This window comes from Neisseria sp. P0013.S005, from assembly GCF_051958425.1.
Classification (GTDB): Bacteria; Pseudomonadota; Gammaproteobacteria; order Burkholderiales; family Neisseriaceae; genus Neisseria; species Neisseria subflava.
On the sequence record NZ_JBQCVL010000004.1, the window covers coordinates 162,309 to 179,605 of the forward strand.

17 protein-coding genes and 1 tRNA gene are annotated in these 17,297 nt (G+C 50.4%); 10 read left to right on the forward strand and 8 right to left on the reverse strand.

Annotation, left to right across the window (positions count from 1 at the left end):
• Window positions 1-85: 85 nt before the first annotated feature.
• The 4 genes from aspS to rpsT all read right to left on the reverse strand — a co-directional run bounded on the left by aspS (window position 86) and on the right by rpsT (window position 4,383).
• Complete coding sequence (gene aspS / locus ACTHTA_RS06005) at window positions 86-1,894, reverse strand: aspartate--tRNA ligase (RefSeq protein ID WP_049328847.1); 1,809 nt, start codon at window positions 1,892-1,894, stop codon at window positions 86-88.
• Between the two features lie 64 nt (window positions 1,895-1,958).
• Window positions 1,959-2,660 carry a DUF502 domain-containing protein gene (locus ACTHTA_RS06010; RefSeq protein WP_070630594.1) on the reverse strand — a complete coding sequence of 234 codons (702 nt, stop codon included), beginning with the start codon at window positions 2,658-2,660 and terminating at the stop codon, window positions 1,959-1,961.
• Window positions 2,661-2,811: 151 nt separating this feature from the next.
• Complete coding sequence (locus tag ACTHTA_RS06015; protein ID WP_440364283.1) at window positions 2,812-3,951, reverse strand: phospholipase A; 1,140 nt, start codon at window positions 3,949-3,951, stop codon at window positions 2,812-2,814.
• Between the two features lie 168 nt (window positions 3,952-4,119).
• Window positions 4,120-4,383, reverse strand: coding sequence for a 30S ribosomal protein S20 (gene rpsT, locus ACTHTA_RS06020; protein WP_002212556.1), 264 nt, complete (start codon window positions 4,381-4,383; stop codon window positions 4,120-4,122).
• Window positions 4,384-4,691: 308 nt separating this feature from the next.
• Here rpsT and ACTHTA_RS06025 point away from each other — a divergent pair, with 308 nt between their 5' ends.
• Window positions 4,692-5,834, forward strand: a complete 1,143-nt coding sequence (locus ACTHTA_RS06025; protein ID WP_137041143.1) for an extracellular solute-binding protein — start codon at window positions 4,692-4,694, stop codon at window positions 5,832-5,834.
• A gap of 70 nt (window positions 5,835-5,904) precedes the next feature.
• On the opposite strand, the gene ACTHTA_RS06030 is transcribed toward ACTHTA_RS06025, so the two are convergent.
• A complete protein-coding gene (locus ACTHTA_RS06030) occupies window positions 5,905-6,336 on the reverse strand; it encodes an EamA family transporter (RefSeq protein ID WP_063076147.1) in 432 nt (143 codons plus the stop codon).
• A gap of 177 nt (window positions 6,337-6,513) precedes the next feature.
• Between ACTHTA_RS06030 and ACTHTA_RS06035 the strand changes: the two genes are divergently transcribed.
• Window positions 6,514-8,190, forward strand: a complete 1,677-nt coding sequence (locus ACTHTA_RS06035) for a formate--tetrahydrofolate ligase (protein WP_440364282.1) — start codon at window positions 6,514-6,516, stop codon at window positions 8,188-8,190.
• A gap of 65 nt (window positions 8,191-8,255) precedes the next feature.
• Here ACTHTA_RS06035 and ACTHTA_RS06040 read toward each other — a convergent pair whose 3' ends face one another.
• The 3 genes from ACTHTA_RS06040 to fba form a co-directional block, all read right to left on the reverse strand.
• Window positions 8,256-8,498, reverse strand: a complete 243-nt coding sequence (locus tag ACTHTA_RS06040; RefSeq protein WP_241479498.1) for a hypothetical protein — start codon at window positions 8,496-8,498, stop codon at window positions 8,256-8,258.
• A complete protein-coding gene (locus ACTHTA_RS06045) occupies window positions 8,462-9,184 on the reverse strand; it encodes a glycosyltransferase family 2 protein (RefSeq protein ID WP_440364281.1) in 723 nt (240 codons plus the stop codon). Before ACTHTA_RS06045 ends, ACTHTA_RS06040 begins: the two co-directional genes overlap by 37 nt.
• 128 nt (window positions 9,185-9,312) lie before the next feature.
• Window positions 9,313-10,377, reverse strand: coding sequence for a class II fructose-bisphosphate aldolase (gene fba / locus ACTHTA_RS06050; protein ID WP_308111799.1), 1,065 nt, complete (start codon window positions 10,375-10,377; stop codon window positions 9,313-9,315).
• 150 nt (window positions 10,378-10,527) lie between these two features.
• Between fba and ACTHTA_RS06055 the strand changes: the two genes are divergently transcribed.
• The 8 genes from ACTHTA_RS06055 to ACTHTA_RS06090 all read left to right on the forward strand — a co-directional run bounded on the left by ACTHTA_RS06055 (window position 10,528) and on the right by ACTHTA_RS06090 (window position 17,237).
• Window positions 10,528-10,956 carry an acyl-CoA thioesterase gene (locus ACTHTA_RS06055; RefSeq protein ID WP_440364280.1) on the forward strand — a complete coding sequence of 143 codons (429 nt, stop codon included), beginning with the start codon at window positions 10,528-10,530 and terminating at the stop codon, window positions 10,954-10,956.
• Between the two features lies 1 nt (window position 10,957).
• Window positions 10,958-11,854, forward strand: coding sequence for a tyrosine recombinase XerC (locus tag ACTHTA_RS06060; RefSeq protein WP_440364279.1), 897 nt, complete (start codon window positions 10,958-10,960; stop codon window positions 11,852-11,854).
• Between the two features lie 351 nt (window positions 11,855-12,205).
• On the forward strand, window positions 12,206-13,135 hold the full coding sequence (locus tag ACTHTA_RS06065) for an energy transducer TonB (RefSeq protein ID WP_308887626.1): 930 nt from the start codon (window positions 12,206-12,208) through the stop codon (window positions 13,133-13,135).
• 102 nt (window positions 13,136-13,237) lie between these two features.
• Complete coding sequence (locus ACTHTA_RS06070) at window positions 13,238-13,897, forward strand: MotA/TolQ/ExbB proton channel family protein (protein WP_003686817.1); 660 nt, start codon at window positions 13,238-13,240, stop codon at window positions 13,895-13,897.
• Between the two features lie 3 nt (window positions 13,898-13,900).
• Window positions 13,901-14,338: an ExbD/TolR family protein gene (locus ACTHTA_RS06075; protein ID WP_049351128.1), complete on the forward strand. Its 438-nt coding sequence runs from the start codon at window positions 13,901-13,903 to the stop codon at window positions 14,336-14,338.
• A gap of 132 nt (window positions 14,339-14,470) precedes the next feature.
• Entirely contained in the window at window positions 14,471-16,132 is a 1,662-nt protein-coding gene (locus ACTHTA_RS06080) for an electron transfer flavoprotein-ubiquinone oxidoreductase (RefSeq protein ID WP_440364278.1), read from the forward strand.
• Window positions 16,133-16,216: 84 nt separating this feature from the next.
• Window positions 16,217-17,068, forward strand: coding sequence for a dihydropteroate synthase (folP, locus tag ACTHTA_RS06085; RefSeq protein ID WP_308887624.1), 852 nt, complete (start codon window positions 16,217-16,219; stop codon window positions 17,066-17,068).
• A 93-nt stretch (window positions 17,069-17,161) separates the two neighbouring features.
• Window positions 17,162-17,237 (forward strand) — tRNA-Ile (locus ACTHTA_RS06090).
• Window positions 17,238-17,297 lie beyond the last annotated feature (60 nt).

The window sequence follows — 17,297 nt, forward strand, 5'->3', positions numbered from 1 at the left end:
AAATGTAGAAAGGCCGTCTGAAAAATTTGAAAGAAATTTCAAATTTTTCAGACGGCCTTGATATTTTAAAGGTTAAGCCGGTAAATTATACTTCTTTTGTTTCAACTGCTTTCTGACGCAGGCGCAAGCTCAATTCGCGCAACTGTTTGTCGTCCACCGCATTTGGCGCGTTGGTCAACAGGCATTGGGCGCGTTGTGTTTTCGGGAAGGCAATCACGTCGCGGATGGACTCGGCGCCGGTCATTAGCGTAACCAGACGGTCAAGACCGAATGCAAGGCCGCCGTGAGGAGGCGCACCAAATTTCAGGTTGTCCAAGAGGAAGCCGAATTTCTCTTGTTGCTCTTCAGGGCTGATTTTCAGTGCGGCAAACACTTTCTCTTGTACGTCTGCACGGTGGATACGGATAGAGCCGCCGCCGATTTCCCAGCCGTTCAATACCATGTCGTAGGCACGGGCCAGGCAGTTTGCAGGGTCGGAAACCATCAGGTCTTCATGACCGGGCTTGGGCGAGGTGAACGGATGGTGCATGGCTGCCCAGCGGTCGCCGTCTTCGTCGTATTCGAACATCGGGAAATCGACGACCCACAAAGGTTTCCATTCGTCCACGAAGTAGCCGTTTTCCGCGCCGTGTTCCAAACCGACTTTGATACGCAAAGCGCCGATGGCTTCGTTCACGACTTTGGCTTTGTCTGCGCCGAAGAAGATGATGTCGCCGTTTTGCGCGCCGGTACGCTCGATGATTTCTTTCAGGGCGTTTTCAGACAGGAATTTCACGATTGGAGATTGCAGGCCGCTGTCTTCGCCGTTGGAAAGGTTGCTCACATCGTTTACTTTGATGTATGCCAGACCTTTCGCGCCGTAGATGCCGACAAATTTAGTGTATTCATCGATTTCTTTGCGGCTGAATTTTGCACCGTTCGGTACGCGCAGAGCGACCACGCGGCCGCCTTTCATGTCGGCTGCGCCACGGAAGACTTTGAATTCTTCCGTTTTCATCAGGTCGGTCAACTCGGTAAATTTCAAGTTGATGCGCATGTCCGGTTTGTCAGAGCCGTAGTAAAACATGGCTTCAGAGTAAGGCATGCGTGGGAAGTCGCCCAAATCTACGTTCAAAGCATCTTTGAAGACTTGTTTGGCCATGCCTTCGGTGATGTCCATGATTTCATCCTCGTTCAGGAACGAGGTTTCCAAGTCGATTTGAGTGAATTCAGGTTGTCGGTCGGCGCGCAGGTCTTCGTCGCGGAAGCACTTGGTGATTTGGTAGTAACGGTCGAAACCCGCCACCATCAACAGTTGTTTGAACAATTGCGGCGATTGCGGCAGTGCGAAAAACTCGCCCGGATGAACGCGGCTCGGCACGAGGTAGTCGCGCGCGCCTTCGGGCGTGGAGCGGGTCAGCATCGGGGTTTCGATGTCGATGAAGCCTTGCGCGTCCAGATAACGGCGAACGCCCATAGCGACTTGATAACGCAGGCGCAGGTTGCGCTGCATCACCGGACGGCGCAGGTCGATAACGCGGTTGGTCAGGCGAACGTTTTCGCTGATGTTTTCATCGTCGATTTGGAACGGAGGCGTAGCGGCAGCGTTCAAGACTTCGATTTCTTTGGCAAGGATTTCGATTTTGCCTGAAATCATTTTGTCGTTGGTAGTGCCTTCTGGACGGTTGCGTACACGGCCGGTAATGCTCAAAACGTATTCGTTGCGGGAAGAGTCGGCAGCGGCAAATGCTTCCGGAGTGTCAGGGTCGATAACGACTTGAACGATGCCTTCGCGGTCGCGCAGGTCGATAAAAATCACACCGCCGTGGTCACGTCGGCGGTGTACCCAGCCTTTGACGGTAACGGTTTGGTCTAAGTATTGCTCGCTGATAAGGCCGCAATAGTTGGTACGCATAAAATCACCTTTTTATATTGTTCAATTTGAAAAAGAAGGAAAGGCCGTCTGAAAAAAGAAGACCTTAATTGTTATGTTCGGTATCACCGTCTTCAGACGGCTTTTGGGCGGGTAGGACTTTAACCGGTAAGTCGTCCGGCATGACCATGCCCAGCGAAATTACATATTTCAATGCCTGATCCACACTCATGTCCAGTTCGCGAACGTCGCTTTTTTTAACCATGATGTAATAGCCGCCGGTCGGGTTGGGTGTGGTTGGGACGTAAACGGAAATATAGTCGTCATCTTGCGGCAGGCTGCCTTTGAGTTTGTCGGGGATATGACCGGAAACAAAGGCTATCGTCCAAATGCCCGGTTGCGGAAAGGGAACAAGTACGGGGGTTTTGAACGAGCGGCTGCTGTCGGAGAGCAGGGATTCGGAAACTTTTTTAACGCTGGAGTAGATGGATTTGACGACGGGAATGCGTCCCAAAAGGCTGTCCCATGCGCCGAGAATCCGTCTGCCTAAAACGTTGGCGGCAAATACGCCGGTAACGAACAAGACGACGGTGGCGGCAACAATGCCCAAACCGGGTATATTGAACCCCCAGAAATGCTGGGGTTGCCAGCTTTCCGGCAATAGGCTGATCAGTCTGTCGGCGGCGGATATGATGTAGGTCATCGCCCAGATGGTTACGGCAATCGGCAACCAAACCAGTACGCCTGTAATCAGGTATTTCTTTAAAGCCTTGGCGATTTTTCCGCTTTCGGCTGCGGCTTCTGTCATCTTTGTTTCATTCCGGCAAGTTTTGCCCAAACTTTGCATTATACGCGTTTGGGCGCTAGGAAACGAGTATTTTAAACGAATGGCTTGTTTTGTTTTATTGTTTCAGACGGCCGCCTTGATTGCAAAGGCCGTCTGAAACAATATGGGGGAATTAGATACCGTCCCAGTCGTTGAACATCAGGCCGAAGCCGATGCCGTTTTGTTTGTGGTTGTAGTCAATCAGGCTTTCGCCGTAGCCGTGGAAACCGCGGACAACGCCTTTGAGTTTGCCTTTGAGTGGGAAGGTGTAAGCAGCTTCAATGGCACCACGTCCGCTTTTCGGGTTGTAACGCAGGACGGAATAAACATTTTGTTTGTCATTGAAGCGGTATTGGACTTTCAAGTCGCCGTAGCCCATGTATTTGTTGATGTCCGGATTGTCGTCGTCATCTCCTTTTTGGTCGAAGGCGCGCATCCAAACTCTAGGAATGACGGTCAGCTTGCCCCATTCCATACCGGCCATGGCGTAAACGCGGTTCCATGAGCGGGATTCGGGGCGGCTTTGACCGTTGGATTGGTGAACAAAACCTGCGCCGACCATGCGCAGTTTACCGCCGAAAGGCAGGTCTGCTTTAACGGGTTGGGTAATGAGGATTTCAGGCTCGTAGTCGGTATTGCGGAACGGTGCGGATTTGCGGCCTTGGTTAAAGATTTGCCAGTCGGATTTTTGGGTATAGCCAAACCATACGTCGGCACGAGTTTTGAATAAGTCTTCGGCAATCTTACTTTTGAAGGAAACCTGCATTTTGGTTTCGAGGCGTTTCTGCTCGCTGAATTTTTCCTGCGTGGTTACGCCGCGACTGGGGGATTCCGGGTGGTAGTTGGGGCTGCTGTTGTACCAAACGGGCATGAGGTACATAGGGTTGTGCTCGCGTACGCTCAACAGGCCGCGTATGTCGTTTTTATCCAAATCGTACATCAGGCTTAAAGGCGTGTAGCTGTCGGCAGTTTCGCTTAATACGTCGTCTGAAATATTCGGATGGGTAGGGTTGTCGAATACGATGGCCGCTTCTTTTTTCTCAATGCTCTTGCGGACGCTTTGTTCGAGGTCAACCGGTGTTTTGGTAGTTTCGGTTTGCGCTTGCGGCAGTGGGGATTGAGGGGGAAGTTGCGCCGAATAGATGTTGTCGTAACACGCCAAACGGGTGGCATTGTCTTGAATGGTGGTGCAGTGCAGGGCGGTATCGGCGGCGGCCAGTGGGGCGGCAGCAATGAATCCGATACTTAGGGAATGTTTCAACATCTTGTTCATGAGAGTTTCCGTTGTTTTTCAGACGGCCTGATGAAAGGGTAAATGGTTTTATTTAGTCGGTTTGGACTGTGGATACGGCAATGCCCCTGAAAGGCAAGACCTCAGGGGCATTGTATCAGCTCGATTATCCTGCTTTGGTTGTCAGGATTTCCGGCATCTGCGTCAGTATTAAGCCAAAGCTTTTACTTTAGCAGACAGACGGCTTTTATGACGGGCTGCTTTGTTTTTGTGGAATACGCCTTTGTCAGCGATGCGGTCGATGACTTTAACAGATTCTTGGTAAACTGCTTGAGCAGCAGCTTTGTCGCCGGCTTCAACTGCTTTCAACACTTTTTTCACAGCGGTACGGAATGCAGTACGCAGGCTGGCGTTGTGGGCGCGTTGTTTAACCGACTGGCGGGCACGTTTGCGGGCTTGTGCGCTGTTTGCCATATTGAATATCTCCTGAAAAATAAATTCTGTAAACGCGCAATTTTAAAGACAGATTTCCTTATATGCAAGCTTTTTCTCTATAAACGCGCGCAAATCAGCCGTATTTTGCCCAAAAACGACAGCCGGTGCAACGCTTTTGGTAAAAAGATGGTGTTGCTTTGCCTTATTTCAATAAAAATCAGATGGATATTGCTTTGCGTTTGCTTACGTTTCCATTACAATAGCCTAACTCTGCGCCGGGGTGTTTATGGGGTGCAGGGTTTCTTATTTATTGACATTAACCACTCTTTCATCAGGAATCTGCCCGTATGAAAAAATCTGTATTAGCCGTATTGGCCGCATTGTCTTTGGCCGCGTGCGGCGGTGGCGAGAAAAAAGCCGAGCAACCTCAAGCAGGCAGCGCGCCTGCTGCCAATGCCGAGGCAGCCGCTACCGATACTTTGAATATCTACAACTGGTCAAACTACGTTGACGAAAGCACAGTCGAAGACTTCAAAAAAGCCAACAATTTGAAGCTGACTTACGATTTGTATGAAAACAACGAAACGCTGGAAGCCAAAATGCTGACCGGTAAATCCGGCTATGACTTGGTTGTGCCCGGTATTGCCTTCCTGCCGCGCCAAATTGAGGCAGGCGCATACCAAAAAATCAATAAGGATCTGATTCCGAACTATAAAAACATCGACCCTGAATTGCTGAAGATGTTGGAAACCGCCGACCCGGGCAATCAATACGCCGTGCCTTACTTCTCCGGCGTGAACACTTTGGCGATTACGGCGAAGGGTAAAGAGCTTTTGGGCGGCAAGCTGCCTGAAAACGGCTGGGATTTGCTGTTTAAACCTGAATACACCAACAAGCTAAAATCTTGCGGCATCGCTTTGTGGGATACCCCGAGCGAAATGTTTCCAATTTTGTTGAACTACTTGGGTAAAGATCCTAAAGGCTCGAATCCTGAAGATTTGAAAGCGGCGGCAGAAGTTTTGAAAACCATCCGTCCTGACGTGAAGCGTTTCAGTCCTTCCATCATTGACGAATTGGCGCGCGGCGACATCTGCTTGGCGGCAGGTAACGGCGGCGATTTGAACTTGGCCAAAGCGCGTTCTGAAGAAGTGAAAAACAATGTCGGCATCGAAGTGTTGACTCCGAAAGGCATGGGCTTCTGGATCGAATCTTGGCTGATTCCGGCCGATGCGAAAAACGTCGTCAATGCCCACAAGTACATCAACTACACGCTGGATCCCGAAGTGGCTGCGAAAAACGGTATCGCCGTAACCTTCGCGCCGGCCAGCAAACCTGCACGCGAAAAAATGCCTGCCGAGCTGGTGAACACACGTTCTATTTTCCCGAACGAGCAAGACATGAAAGACGGTTTCGTCATGCCTCAAATGAGCGCAGATGCAAAAAAACTGTCTGTCAACTTGTGGCAGAAAATCAAAGTCGGTTCAAATTAATATTGAGCTGATTGTTTGAAGCGAAGGCCGTCTGAAATTTTTCAGACGGCCTTTTTTGATTTCCCAATCTTTATCGTTTCAAAGCCAAAGTCAATACGCCTGCGGTTACCAAGCCTAAGCCTACCCACTCCTGCGTGCTTGGCCGTTCGTCTAAGAAAACGACGGCCATCAGGGCAACCAAGACCAGGCTGAATTTGTCGACGGGGGCGACTTGCGAGGCGTTGCCCAATTGCAGGGCTTTGAAGTAGGCGAGCCAGGATGCGCCGGTAGCGAGGCCGGATAGGATGAGGAATGTCCAGTTGCGGCCGGTAAAGCCGTTTACGCCCTGCCATTTGCCGGTATAGGTTAAAAACAATACCAAAGCGGCGAGGATGACCAAGGTGCGGATAAAGGTGGCAAAATCGGAATCTATTCCTTGTAAACCCATTTTGGCGAAGATGGCGGTCAATGAGGCGAAGCCTGCCGATGCCAATGCCCAAAACAGCCATGCGTTGCTGCTCATGTTTTTTCCTTTTGTTTTGAATTGTTGACAATATGAATCCGCTTGTTGATGAAATATCGAAATTTTCACTGCGGTTTATTCTTGGAAAACGTTATAATAGAACGAATATTCTTTTTCTTCCAGCCGTCTCTTGAGATTGTTTCAGACGGCCTTTCCCTCTCTCAATAAAGGAAAATCATGAGCTTCAAAACCGATGCTGAAATTGCCCAGTCTTCCACCATGCGCCCGATTGGTGAAATTGCCGCCAAGCTGGGTTTGAACGTTGACAACATCGAACCCTACGGCCATTACAAAGCTAAAATCAATCCTGCCGAGGCATTCAAGCTGCCGCAAAAACAAGGCCGTCTGATTTTGGTGACCGCCATTAATCCGACTCCTGCGGGTGAGGGTAAAACCACCGTGACCATCGGTTTGGCGGACGCGTTGCGCCATATCGGCAAAGACTCGGTGATCGCCCTGCGCGAGCCTTCTTTGGGTCCGGTGTTTGGTGTTAAAGGCGGTGCGGCAGGTGGCGGCTATGCCCAAGTTTTGCCGATGGAAGACATCAATCTGCACTTCACCGGCGACTTCCACGCCATCGGCGCGGCGAATAACCTGCTCGCCGCTATGCTCGACAACCACATCTACCAAGGCAACGAGTTGAACATCGACCCCAAACGTGTGCTGTGGCGGCGTGTGGTCGATATGAACGACCGCCAGTTGCGCAACATCATCGACGGCATGGGCAAACCTGTTGACGGCGTGATGCGTCCCGACGGTTTCGACATTACTGTTGCCTCCGAAGTCATGGCGGTATTCTGTCTTGCCAAAGACATCAGCGATTTGAAAGAGCGTTTGGGCAACATCCTTGTCGCCTACGCCAAAGACGGCAGCCCTGTTTACGCCAAAGATTTGAAAGCAAATGGCGCGATGGCGGCATTGCTTAAAGATGCGATTAAGCCTAACTTGGTGCAAACCATCGAAGGCACTCCGGCATTTGTACACGGCGGTCCGTTCGCCAACATCGCCCACGGCTGTAACTCCGTTACCGCCACCCGTTTGGCGAAACACCTTGCCGATTACGCCGTAACCGAAGCAGGCTTCGGCGCAGATTTGGGCGCGGAAAAATTCTGCGACATCAAATGCCGCCTTGCCGGTTTAAAACCCGACGCAGCCGTTGTCGTCGCCACCGTCCGCGCCTTGAAATACAACGGCGGCGTAGAACGCGCCAACCTCGGCGAAGAAAACCTCGATGCCTTGGCAAAAGGCCTGCCCAACCTGCTGAAACACATTTCCAACCTGAAAAACGTCTTCGGCCTGCCCGTCGTCGTCGCTATCAACCGCTTCGTGTCCGACTCTGATGCCGAGTTGGCGATGATTGAAAAAGCCTGCGCCGAACACGGTGTCGAAGTTTCCCTGACCGAAGTGTGGGGCAAAGGCGGCGCGGGCGGCGCGGATTTGGCGCGCAAAGTCGTCAACGCCATCGACAACCAACCCAACGAATTCCGCTTCGCCTACGATGTCGAGTTGAGCATTAAAGACAAAATCCGTGCGATTGCCCAAAAAGTGTACGGCGCGGAAGACGTCGATTTCAGCGCGGAAGCATCCGCCGAAATCGCCTCGCTGGAAAAACTGGGCTTGGACAAAATGCCCGTCTGCATGGCGAAAACCCAATATTCCCTGAGCGACAACGCCAAACTCTTAGGCTGCCCTGAAGGCTTCCGCATTACCGTGCGCGGCATTACCGTTTCTTCCGGTGCGGGCTTCATTGTTGCCTTGTGCGGCAACATGATGAAGATGCCGGGTCTGCCGAAAGTTCCGGCTGCCGAGAAAATTGATGTGGACGCAGAAGGCATGATTCACGGCTTGTTCTGATTTAGATTGATTTTGAAATAGATAAAGGCCGTCTGAAACCGAGGTTTCAGACGGCCTTTTATGATTTAAGTGAATTTCAACCGGCTTTTTAAGAAATTGAAGAAATTGTCTATCATGTCGAACATCGTATTGCGGTCTTCCCCAAACAATGAAATGCTGCGGTCTTTGCTGATTCTGTCATAAGCGGCAAAAATGGTTTTCAGTTCTTCAGTGGTTAAACGCAGTTGCTTTTCATGCAAGATTCGGCTTAAGAGGGTGACTTCTACTGGGTTTAATTCAGGGAAAAGGTGGCTGAACCATAATTCCATGGTGTATTGGACGGATCTGTTGATTTTGTCTCTTTTTTGCTTTCTTGAGCTGTGTGTATCCTGTAAGACAACAAAGACTCGGGCAGGTTGGCAAAGGTTTTGCCATGTAGGGCGCATTGTACCCACATATGGAAATCGGGAGCGGTTTCTGTCGCGGTGTAGTTTATCCCAAGGTTTTTAATGCTATCGTGCCGCCACATGGTGGTGGGGTTGAACATGTTTTGGGCGGCAAAGGAGAGAAAGGCTTTAATGTCTTTGTCGAGCAGGGGGAGGTCGCTTAAAACGGGTTCTCTTCCGGTTTGGTCATCAAAAAAGATGGTGGCTTGGCTGCCGACAATGTCGATTTCGGGATGGTTGTCTAAAAACTGAATCTGTTTTTCAAAACGATCCAAGGCGCAAATATCGTCCGTATCCATTCGTGCCACATATTCGACCTCTACGTCTTTGAGCATATCCATGGCAAATTGGCAGGCAAACGGTTCGCCCCTGTTTTCCGGAAGATGGAAAACCTGCAAACGTGAATCTTTGGCTGCATAAGCCTCGAGGATTTCGCCGGTTTTGTCTGTTGAAGCATCGTTGATGGCGATGACGAAAAAGTCGCGGAATGTTTGATTCAATACCGAATCCAAGCATTCGGGCAAATAAGCTTCGGCGCAATAGGCCGGCAAAATAACGGCGAGTTTCATGTTTGCTTTCGATGTGTTTTGATGTGTGGTCGGTGGAAGATTTTACTATAAATTTTCCCAAAGCTAAGGCCGTCTGAAACCTTATTTTCAAGTTTTCAGACGGCCTTAGTGTGAATCCGAGATACGGATTATTTAACGATTTGGTTCAATTCGCCTTTGGCGTATTTGGTTGCCATTTTTTCCAAAGAAATCGGTTTGATTTTGTCGGCTTGGCCTTCGCAACCGAATGCGAGGTAGCGGTCAAGACAGATTTGTTTCATGGCTTCGACGGTTTTGCTCAAGTATTTGCGCGGGTCGAATTCGGATGGGTTTTCTGCCATGAAGCGGCGGATGGCACCGGTAGAGGCGAGGCGCAAGTCAGTGTCGATGTTGACTTTGCGCACGCCGTGTTTGATGCCTTCGACGATTTCTTCAACCGGTACGCCGTAGGTTTCACCGATTTTGCCGCCGTGTTCGTTGATGACTTTCAGCCATTCTTGCGGAACGGAGCTGGAGCCGTGCATCACGATGTGGGTGTTCGGCAGGGCTTGGTGGATTTCTTTGATGCGGTCGATACGCAATACATCGCCTGTGGGCGGACGGGTAAATTTGTATGCGCCGTGGCTGGTGCCGACGGCAATAGCCAATGCGTCAACGCCGGTATCTTTAACGAAACGTACGGCATCTTCAACGCTGGTCAGCATTTGGTCGTGGGAAAGTTTGCCCACTGCGCCGATGCCGTCTTCCTCGCCGGCTTCGCCGGTTTCCAGGTTGCCCAATACGCCGATTTCGCCTTCAACGGACACGCCGCAAGCGTGGGAGAAGTTAACGACGGTACGGGTGGCGTTGACGTTGTATTCGTAAGAAGAAGGGGTTTTGCCGTCTTCCATCAGCGAGCCGTCCATCATTACGGAGGAGAAGCCCAGTTGGATGGAGCGTTGGCACACATCAGGAGATGCGCCGTGGTCTTGGTGCATTACGACAGGGATGTGCGGGAATTCTTCGACTGCGGCCAAAATCAGATGGCGCAGGAATGGGGCACCTGCGTATTTGCGTGCGCCTGCGGATGCTTGAACGATAACGGGGGCGTTGACTTGGTCGGCCGCCTCCATGATGGCGCGCATCTGTTCGAGGTTGTTAACGTTGAATGCGGGCAGGCCGTAGCTGTTTTCGGCAGCATGGTCCAATAATTGGCGCATGGATACGAGTGCCATGAGGAGCTCCTGAAGTAGTGAAGGGTAAATTTATCCGATAAATTATAATGTTTTTTGAAATGAAAAACTACAAGCTGTTACATTGTTTTTATATATTAACGAACAGGGTCTCGGTTTATAATGGCAGAGTATTGAAAACGGGTGTGCAAAATGGATAGGATTTCGGTGGCCGAGTGTGATAAGCCTTTGTTTCAGACGGCCTTGACGGTGCAGGTGGGCGATGTGAACTATGGCGGTCATCTGGCGAACGATGCGGTGTTGCGTTTGTGCCATGAAGTGCGGATGCGTTGGCTGGCGACGCTGGGTTGGAGCGAAATGGATGCCGGAGGGACAGGCCTGATTATGGCGGATGCGGTGGTGCAGTATTTGGCGCAAGGTCATCATGGCGATGATTTGTCGGTAGAAATGGGGGCGGCGGGCGTGACCGGAGTAGGCTTTTCTTTGCTGTACCGTATCCACAGGATTTCAGACGGCCTTGTGCTGGCGAAAGTGCAGACAGGCATGGTGTGTTTCGATTATGGTAAGCAGCGTGTCTGCCGTTTGCCTTCGGCATTGAAAACGGCATTGGAGGCCGTCTGAAATGGCGGAATCAAACAATTTTGCGCTTCATCTTGAACGCTATCTGAAAACCTTGCTGCAACAAGGCAAGTCGGAGCATACCGTTTCCGCTTATCGGCGCGATTTGAGTGAGTTGATGCGCCTGTTGCCCGATAATCTTGAAAACGGCCTGCCGACGCGCCGTGATTTTGTGGCGGTATTGAAAAAGCTGTCGCAAAAGGGCTTAAGCGAAAGCAGTTTGGCGCGGAAATTGTCGGTGTGGCGGCAGTATTGCAGTTGGCTGGTGCAGATAGAAGTCATGGAAAGCGACCCGACATTTAATATGAAAGCGCCGCGCCTGCCCGAACGCCTGCCCAAAGCGCTGCCGCAAGAACCTTTAAACCATATTCTCGACCATGCGCCTGTTGATGACGAATTGGACGTGCGCGATAAGGCCATGTTTGAATTGATGTATGGCAGCGGTTTGCGCCTGAGCGAGATACAAGGTTTGAATCTGGACGGTATCGTCTTGGACGAAGGCTGGGTCAGTGTGAAGGGTAAAGGCGGCAAGCAACGGCAAGTGCCTTTAGTGGCTAAAAGCATTGCGGCATTGCGCGATTATTTGGCAGTGCGTATTACCAAAGAGGGCGAGCAGGCCTTGTTTACCAATAAGAACGGCGGCAGGCTGGGGCAACGTCAAATCCAAAAACGCCTGCAGGCGTGGGCAGTGCGCGTGGGCAGTGCCAGCCATATTTCACCGCACATGATGCGCCACAGCTATGCAACCCATCTTTTGCAGGCATCGGGCGATATCCGTGCCGTGCAGGAATTGTTGGGACACAGCAATCTTTCCGCTACGCAAGTTTATACAAAGCTGGATTTCGACCATTTGGCGCGTGTTTATGATGAAGCGCACCCAAGGGCGAAGCGGAAAAAATAATTTTGTTTGAGTCAGGCCGTCTGAAAGAATGTTTTCAGACGGCCTGATATTTTATGGATAAAAAATACAGATGGTTTGAAACTATTTGAATTTTTATCGGTCTGATGAGGTTTCAATATCGGTCTGATGTGCGGATGGCATAAAGATTGTAAGAGGCGATGGCTTTTACAATACCGTTTATCTTTTCAGACGACCGCTTGTTTGATAATATTAGTAATGAGAGCTAATATCATATTATGATATGCAGCCTTTAAAACAGCAGGTCTATAACTTTCTATATAAGCATTAATGCTTATTTTGACTGTAAAACGACTTGCAAACGGGAATTGTTGCTATTAACATAACGGAATTATGGATAAAAAACGAATTTTAACTCCAGCCGTCGTGACTTCCGTTGCGTTGATTCACGTCGGCTTGGTTGCACTTTTATGGCACGCGCACAAACCGCCTCCTGTCGAAATGGCGAATATTGAATTTGTCGATTTGGGCGATTTCGGCGGTGGCGACGGCAGCCCTGAAGGCGAAGGCGCACCTGCCGCCCCCGAGCCTACCCCCGAACAACCAAAACCCAAGCCGAAGCCCAAACCTAAGCCTGTCGAGCCGCCCAAACCTGTTATCAAACCTGTGGTAACGAAAAAAGAAAAAGCGGATATCGTACAGCAAAAGGAAAAACCGAAACCTATCGAGAAACCTAAGCCCGAGCCTAAGCCGGAACCTAAACCAGAGCCGAAGCCCGAGCCAAAACCTGAACCAAAACCAGAGCCGAAGGCAGAACCTAAACCATCTCCCAAAGCATCTGAACACTCAAGCAGCAAAACCGGGCCGAATACTGCTGAAAACGGTAAAGGCAACGGCGAAGGCAAAGCCTTGGGCGGAGAAGGAAAAGGCAACGGCGGCGGTACGAAAGGTACAGGCAGCGGCCGTGGCGAAGGCAGCGGATCCGGCAGCGGCGGTGCGAAAGGCGAACATGGCTCCGGTACCGGTGGCGGAGGTGGCGGCAGCGGTACAGGTGCCGGCAGCAGTAAAGGCAATCCTGCAAAAGGAACCTGCCATATTCCAAGACCTCCGTATCCTTCACTATCCACTGAAAATGGTGAAGAAGGCTTGGTTGTTTTGAAAGTCTTGGTTGGTCCCGGCGGTAAAGTGGATTCAATCAGTGTGAATAAATCAAGTGGTTATAGTCGTCTGGATAATGCAGCGCGTAAAGCCGTTAAAGATGGCAGCTGTAATGCAAGCGTTTGGACTGAATTTAAAGTACCTGTCAAATTCACGCTCGAATAAGTATCTAGGCCTAAGCTGATTGATTGGAAAATATATGCTGTTGGGAAATAATTTTAAATGACCCGATAGAAATTTTAATTTTATTTTTAACTTGGAAAAATTATGGATTTAAGTTTAGTTTTCAAATCAGGTGATGTGGTACTGATTGGTGTATTTGTCCTGATGTTGTTGATGAGTGTGGTAACTTGGAGCGTCATTGTGATTCGCTGCATCAAATATCGCAAAGCGAAAAAAGGCAATGCTCAGGTAAAAGAGTTGATGCTGAATGCGTTTACGCTGGCTGATGCCGTACAAAAAGCCAAAGCGGTAGAAGCACCGATGAGCCGTGTTGCAGATGAATCTCTGCGCGCATACCAAAATTACCGTCAAACGACGAGCAAATCGCTGATTGACGAATTGCCTTTGAACGAATACTTGGTCGTTCATATCCGCAACAGTTTGACCCAAACCATGCGACAGTTCGACTACGGTATGACCGCTTTGGCCTCTATCGGTGCAACCGCTCCGTTTATCGGCCTGTTGGGTACTGTTTGGGGTATTTACCATGCCCTGATCGGCATCAGCGAAAGCGGCCAAATGAGCATTGCTGCGGTAGCCGGTCCGATTGGCGAAGCTTTGGTATCGACTGCTGTCGGCCTGTTTGTGGCGATTCCGGCCGTATTGGCGTACAACTTCCTCAACCGCGGTACAAAAACCATCGCGCAAGATATGGACGCATTTGCACATGACCTGCATGTCCGCCTTCTGAACCAAAAGGATTAAACCATGGCTTTCGGATCAATGAATTCCGGCGATGATGCGCCGATGTCGGATATCAACGTTACACCTTTGGTGGACGTGATGCTGGTGTTGCTGATTGTATTTATGATTACCATGCCGGTACTGACCCACTCGATTCCTTTGGAGTTGCCGACTGCTTCGGAAAAAGCGGCAAAAGAGGACAAGCAGCAGCCTAAAGATCCTTTGCGTTTGAGCATTGATGCCAATGGTGCTTATGTCGTTGGCGGTGATTCGGATGCCAAAGTGGATTTGGCAACGGTAACCGCCAAGCTGAAAGAGGCCAAAGCGAAAAACGAAGATGTGATTGTGGCGATTGCGGCGGATAAAGCGGTTGAATACGATTACGTCAACCAAGCCCTGCAAGCGGCACGCGAAGCCGGTATCAGTAAAATCGGTTTTGTAACGGAAACCAAAGCGCAATAATCTTTTGAACACAGTAAAGGCCGTCTGAAATTTGAGTAAAGTTTCAGACGGCCTTTTGTTGTATTTGGTAACTATATGTCCAGGCTGTATAATTAGCGGATTAAATTCAATAACGACAATACAGGAACCGCCATGACAGAAACCATCGAACGCGACAGTATGCAATACGATGTCGTGATTGTCGGCGCAGGCCCGTCGGGTTTGTCCGCCGCCATCAAACTCAAGCAGCTTGCCGAAAAGAATAGACGCGAAATCAGCGTTTGCGTGGTGGAGAAAGGTTCGGAGGCCGGTGCGCACTCGCTTGCCGGTGCCATCATCGATCCGATTTCTTTGAATGAGCTGATTCCCGATTGGAAAGAAAAAGGCGCGCCGCTGACACGCACAGTGACGAAGGACAGGGTTGTGTTCCTGACCGCGAAAAAAGCGTTCAACCTGCCGATTACTCCTAATTTCGACAACCATGCAAACTACATCGCCAGCTTGGGCGAAGTTGTCTGCTGGCTGGCAGAGCAGGCGGAAAATTTGGGCGTAGAAATTTATCCGGGCTTTGCCGCTGCCGAAGTGCTTTATCACGAAGACGGTTCGGTCAAAGGCATTGCGACCGGTAATATGGGTGTGGGCAAAGACGGCGAACCGACCGATGCATTCCAGCCCGGCATGGAGCTTTGGGCGCAGCAAACCATATTTGCCGAAGGCTGTCGCGGCTCGCTTTCCAAGCAAGTCATTGAACAATTCAAGCTCGACCAAAACAGCGAGCCGCAAACTTACGGCTTGGGCATTAAAGAAATTTGGGAAGTGCCGTCTGAAAAACATCAGCCCGGTTTGGTCATGCACAGCGCAGGCTGGCCGTTGGACAGCAAAACCTACGGTGGCTCGTTTATTTATCACTTTGACGAAAACAAAGTCGCTGTCGGCTTTGTGGTCGGCTTGGATTATCAAAACCCTTATCTGTCGCCGTTTGAAGAGTTCCAACGTTTCAAAACCCATCCCGAAATCCGCAAAACCTTCGAAGGCGGTCGCCGTATCGCTTATGGTGCGCGTTCGCTGATTGAAGGCGGTTTGCAAAGCCTGCCGAAACTCTCGTTCAGAGGCGGCGTTTTGGTCGGCGATGCCGCAGGTTTCCTGAATATGCCGCGCATCAAAGGCATCCATACGGCCATGAAATCCGCCATGCTTGCCGCAGAAGCCGTGTTCCCTTTGTTGGAAAACCTCGAAGAAGTGGAGGGTTTCGACAGCGGCAAAGAGGCCACCGATTATCAGCAACGCTTTGAACAAAGTTGGCTGTATCAAGAGCTTTACGCCGCGCGCAATGTCCGTCCGTCATTCAAATGGGGCGTTTACCTCGGCTCCGTCTATACCGGTATCGACCAGATGATTTTCAGAGGCAAAGCCCCGTGGACTTTGAAACATCACGGCAAAGACAACGAGCAGCTCAAAAAAGCAGCCGAATGCAAGCCGATTGATTATCCGAAGCCCGACGGCGTTTTGACCTTCGACCGTTTGAGCAGCGTTTTCCTTGCCAACCTTGCGCACGAAGAAAACCAGCCCGACCATTTGGTACTGAAAAATCCTCAGGTCATGATAGACGTAAACTACAAAGAATACGCCTCGCCCGAAACGCGCTATTGTCCGGCCGGCGTATATGAAATCGTCGAAGAAAACGGCAGCCCGCGTCTGCAAATCAACGCCGCCAACTGCGTTCATTGCAAAACGTGCGACATCAAAGACCCGACGCAAAACATCACTTGGATTTGCCCTGAAGGCGCAAGCGGACCGAATTATGGCGGGATGTAATTTACTGTTTTAAAGTCAAAACCTAAAGGCCGTCTGAAAAGTTTCAGACGGCCTCTATCCTATTATTTCATCAATGGAAGCATTATGAACACGCACATTTGGCAGGCAGGCCGATTTGAAATCGCCTTAGACAAACCGAAAATCATGGGCATCGTCAATCTGACCCCTGATTCATTTTCCGATGGCGGCACCTATTCGCAAAATGTCCAAATAGCATTGGCACATGCCGAGCAGCTGCTGAAAGACGGTGCGGATATTCTCGATATCGGTGGCGAATCTACCCGCCCGGGTTCGGATGATGTTTCTCTCGAAGAAGAATGGGCCAGGGTGCAGCCGGTTTTAGCGGAAGTCGCCAAGTGGAATGTTCCCGTCAGCTTGGACACGCGCCGTACGGTGATTATGGAAAAAGCCTTGGCGCAAGGCGGCGTCGATATTATCAACGACGTTGCCGCATTGAGTGATGAAGGCGCAGTCGCATTGCTGGCGCAACAGCCGAAGACAGGCGTGTGTCTCATGCACATGCAGGGTTTGCCCAAAACCATGCAGCTGAATCCGCAATATCAAGATGTCGTCGAAGAAGTCGCGCGTTATTTAAAAGCACGCGCGGCAGAATGCGTTCAAGCAGGCATTGCCCCTGAACGCATCACGCTAGACCCCGGCTTCGGTTTCGGTAAAAACCTGCAACACAACATCACCCTGATAAAACATTTGCCTGAATTGATGGACGCAACCGGATTCCCCCTTCTGATCGGCGTATCGCGCAAACGTATGATTGGCGAGCTGACAGGCGAACAAGATGCTGCCAAACGCGTACACGGCAGCGTCGCAGCCGCTTTGGCCACAGTCGCCCGAGGCGCGCAAATCATCCGTGTTCACGATGTCAAAGCAACATCGGACGCTTTGAAAGTTTGGGAAGTATTGGGCATATCGGCATAATGCCAGAATAGAAAACCAACAGGCCGTCTGAAACATTTGCCCGGCATCTTGAACAAGCAACAAGTTATGCTATAATCCGCTTCTACTCTTGACGGGTCTGTAGCTCAGGGGTTAGAGCAGGGGACTCATAATCCCTTGGTCGTGGGTTCGAAACCCACCGGACCCACCAAATATTAAAAATGCCCGAGGCTTTTGGCTTCGGGCATTTTTGTATTTATTGATTTGTGAA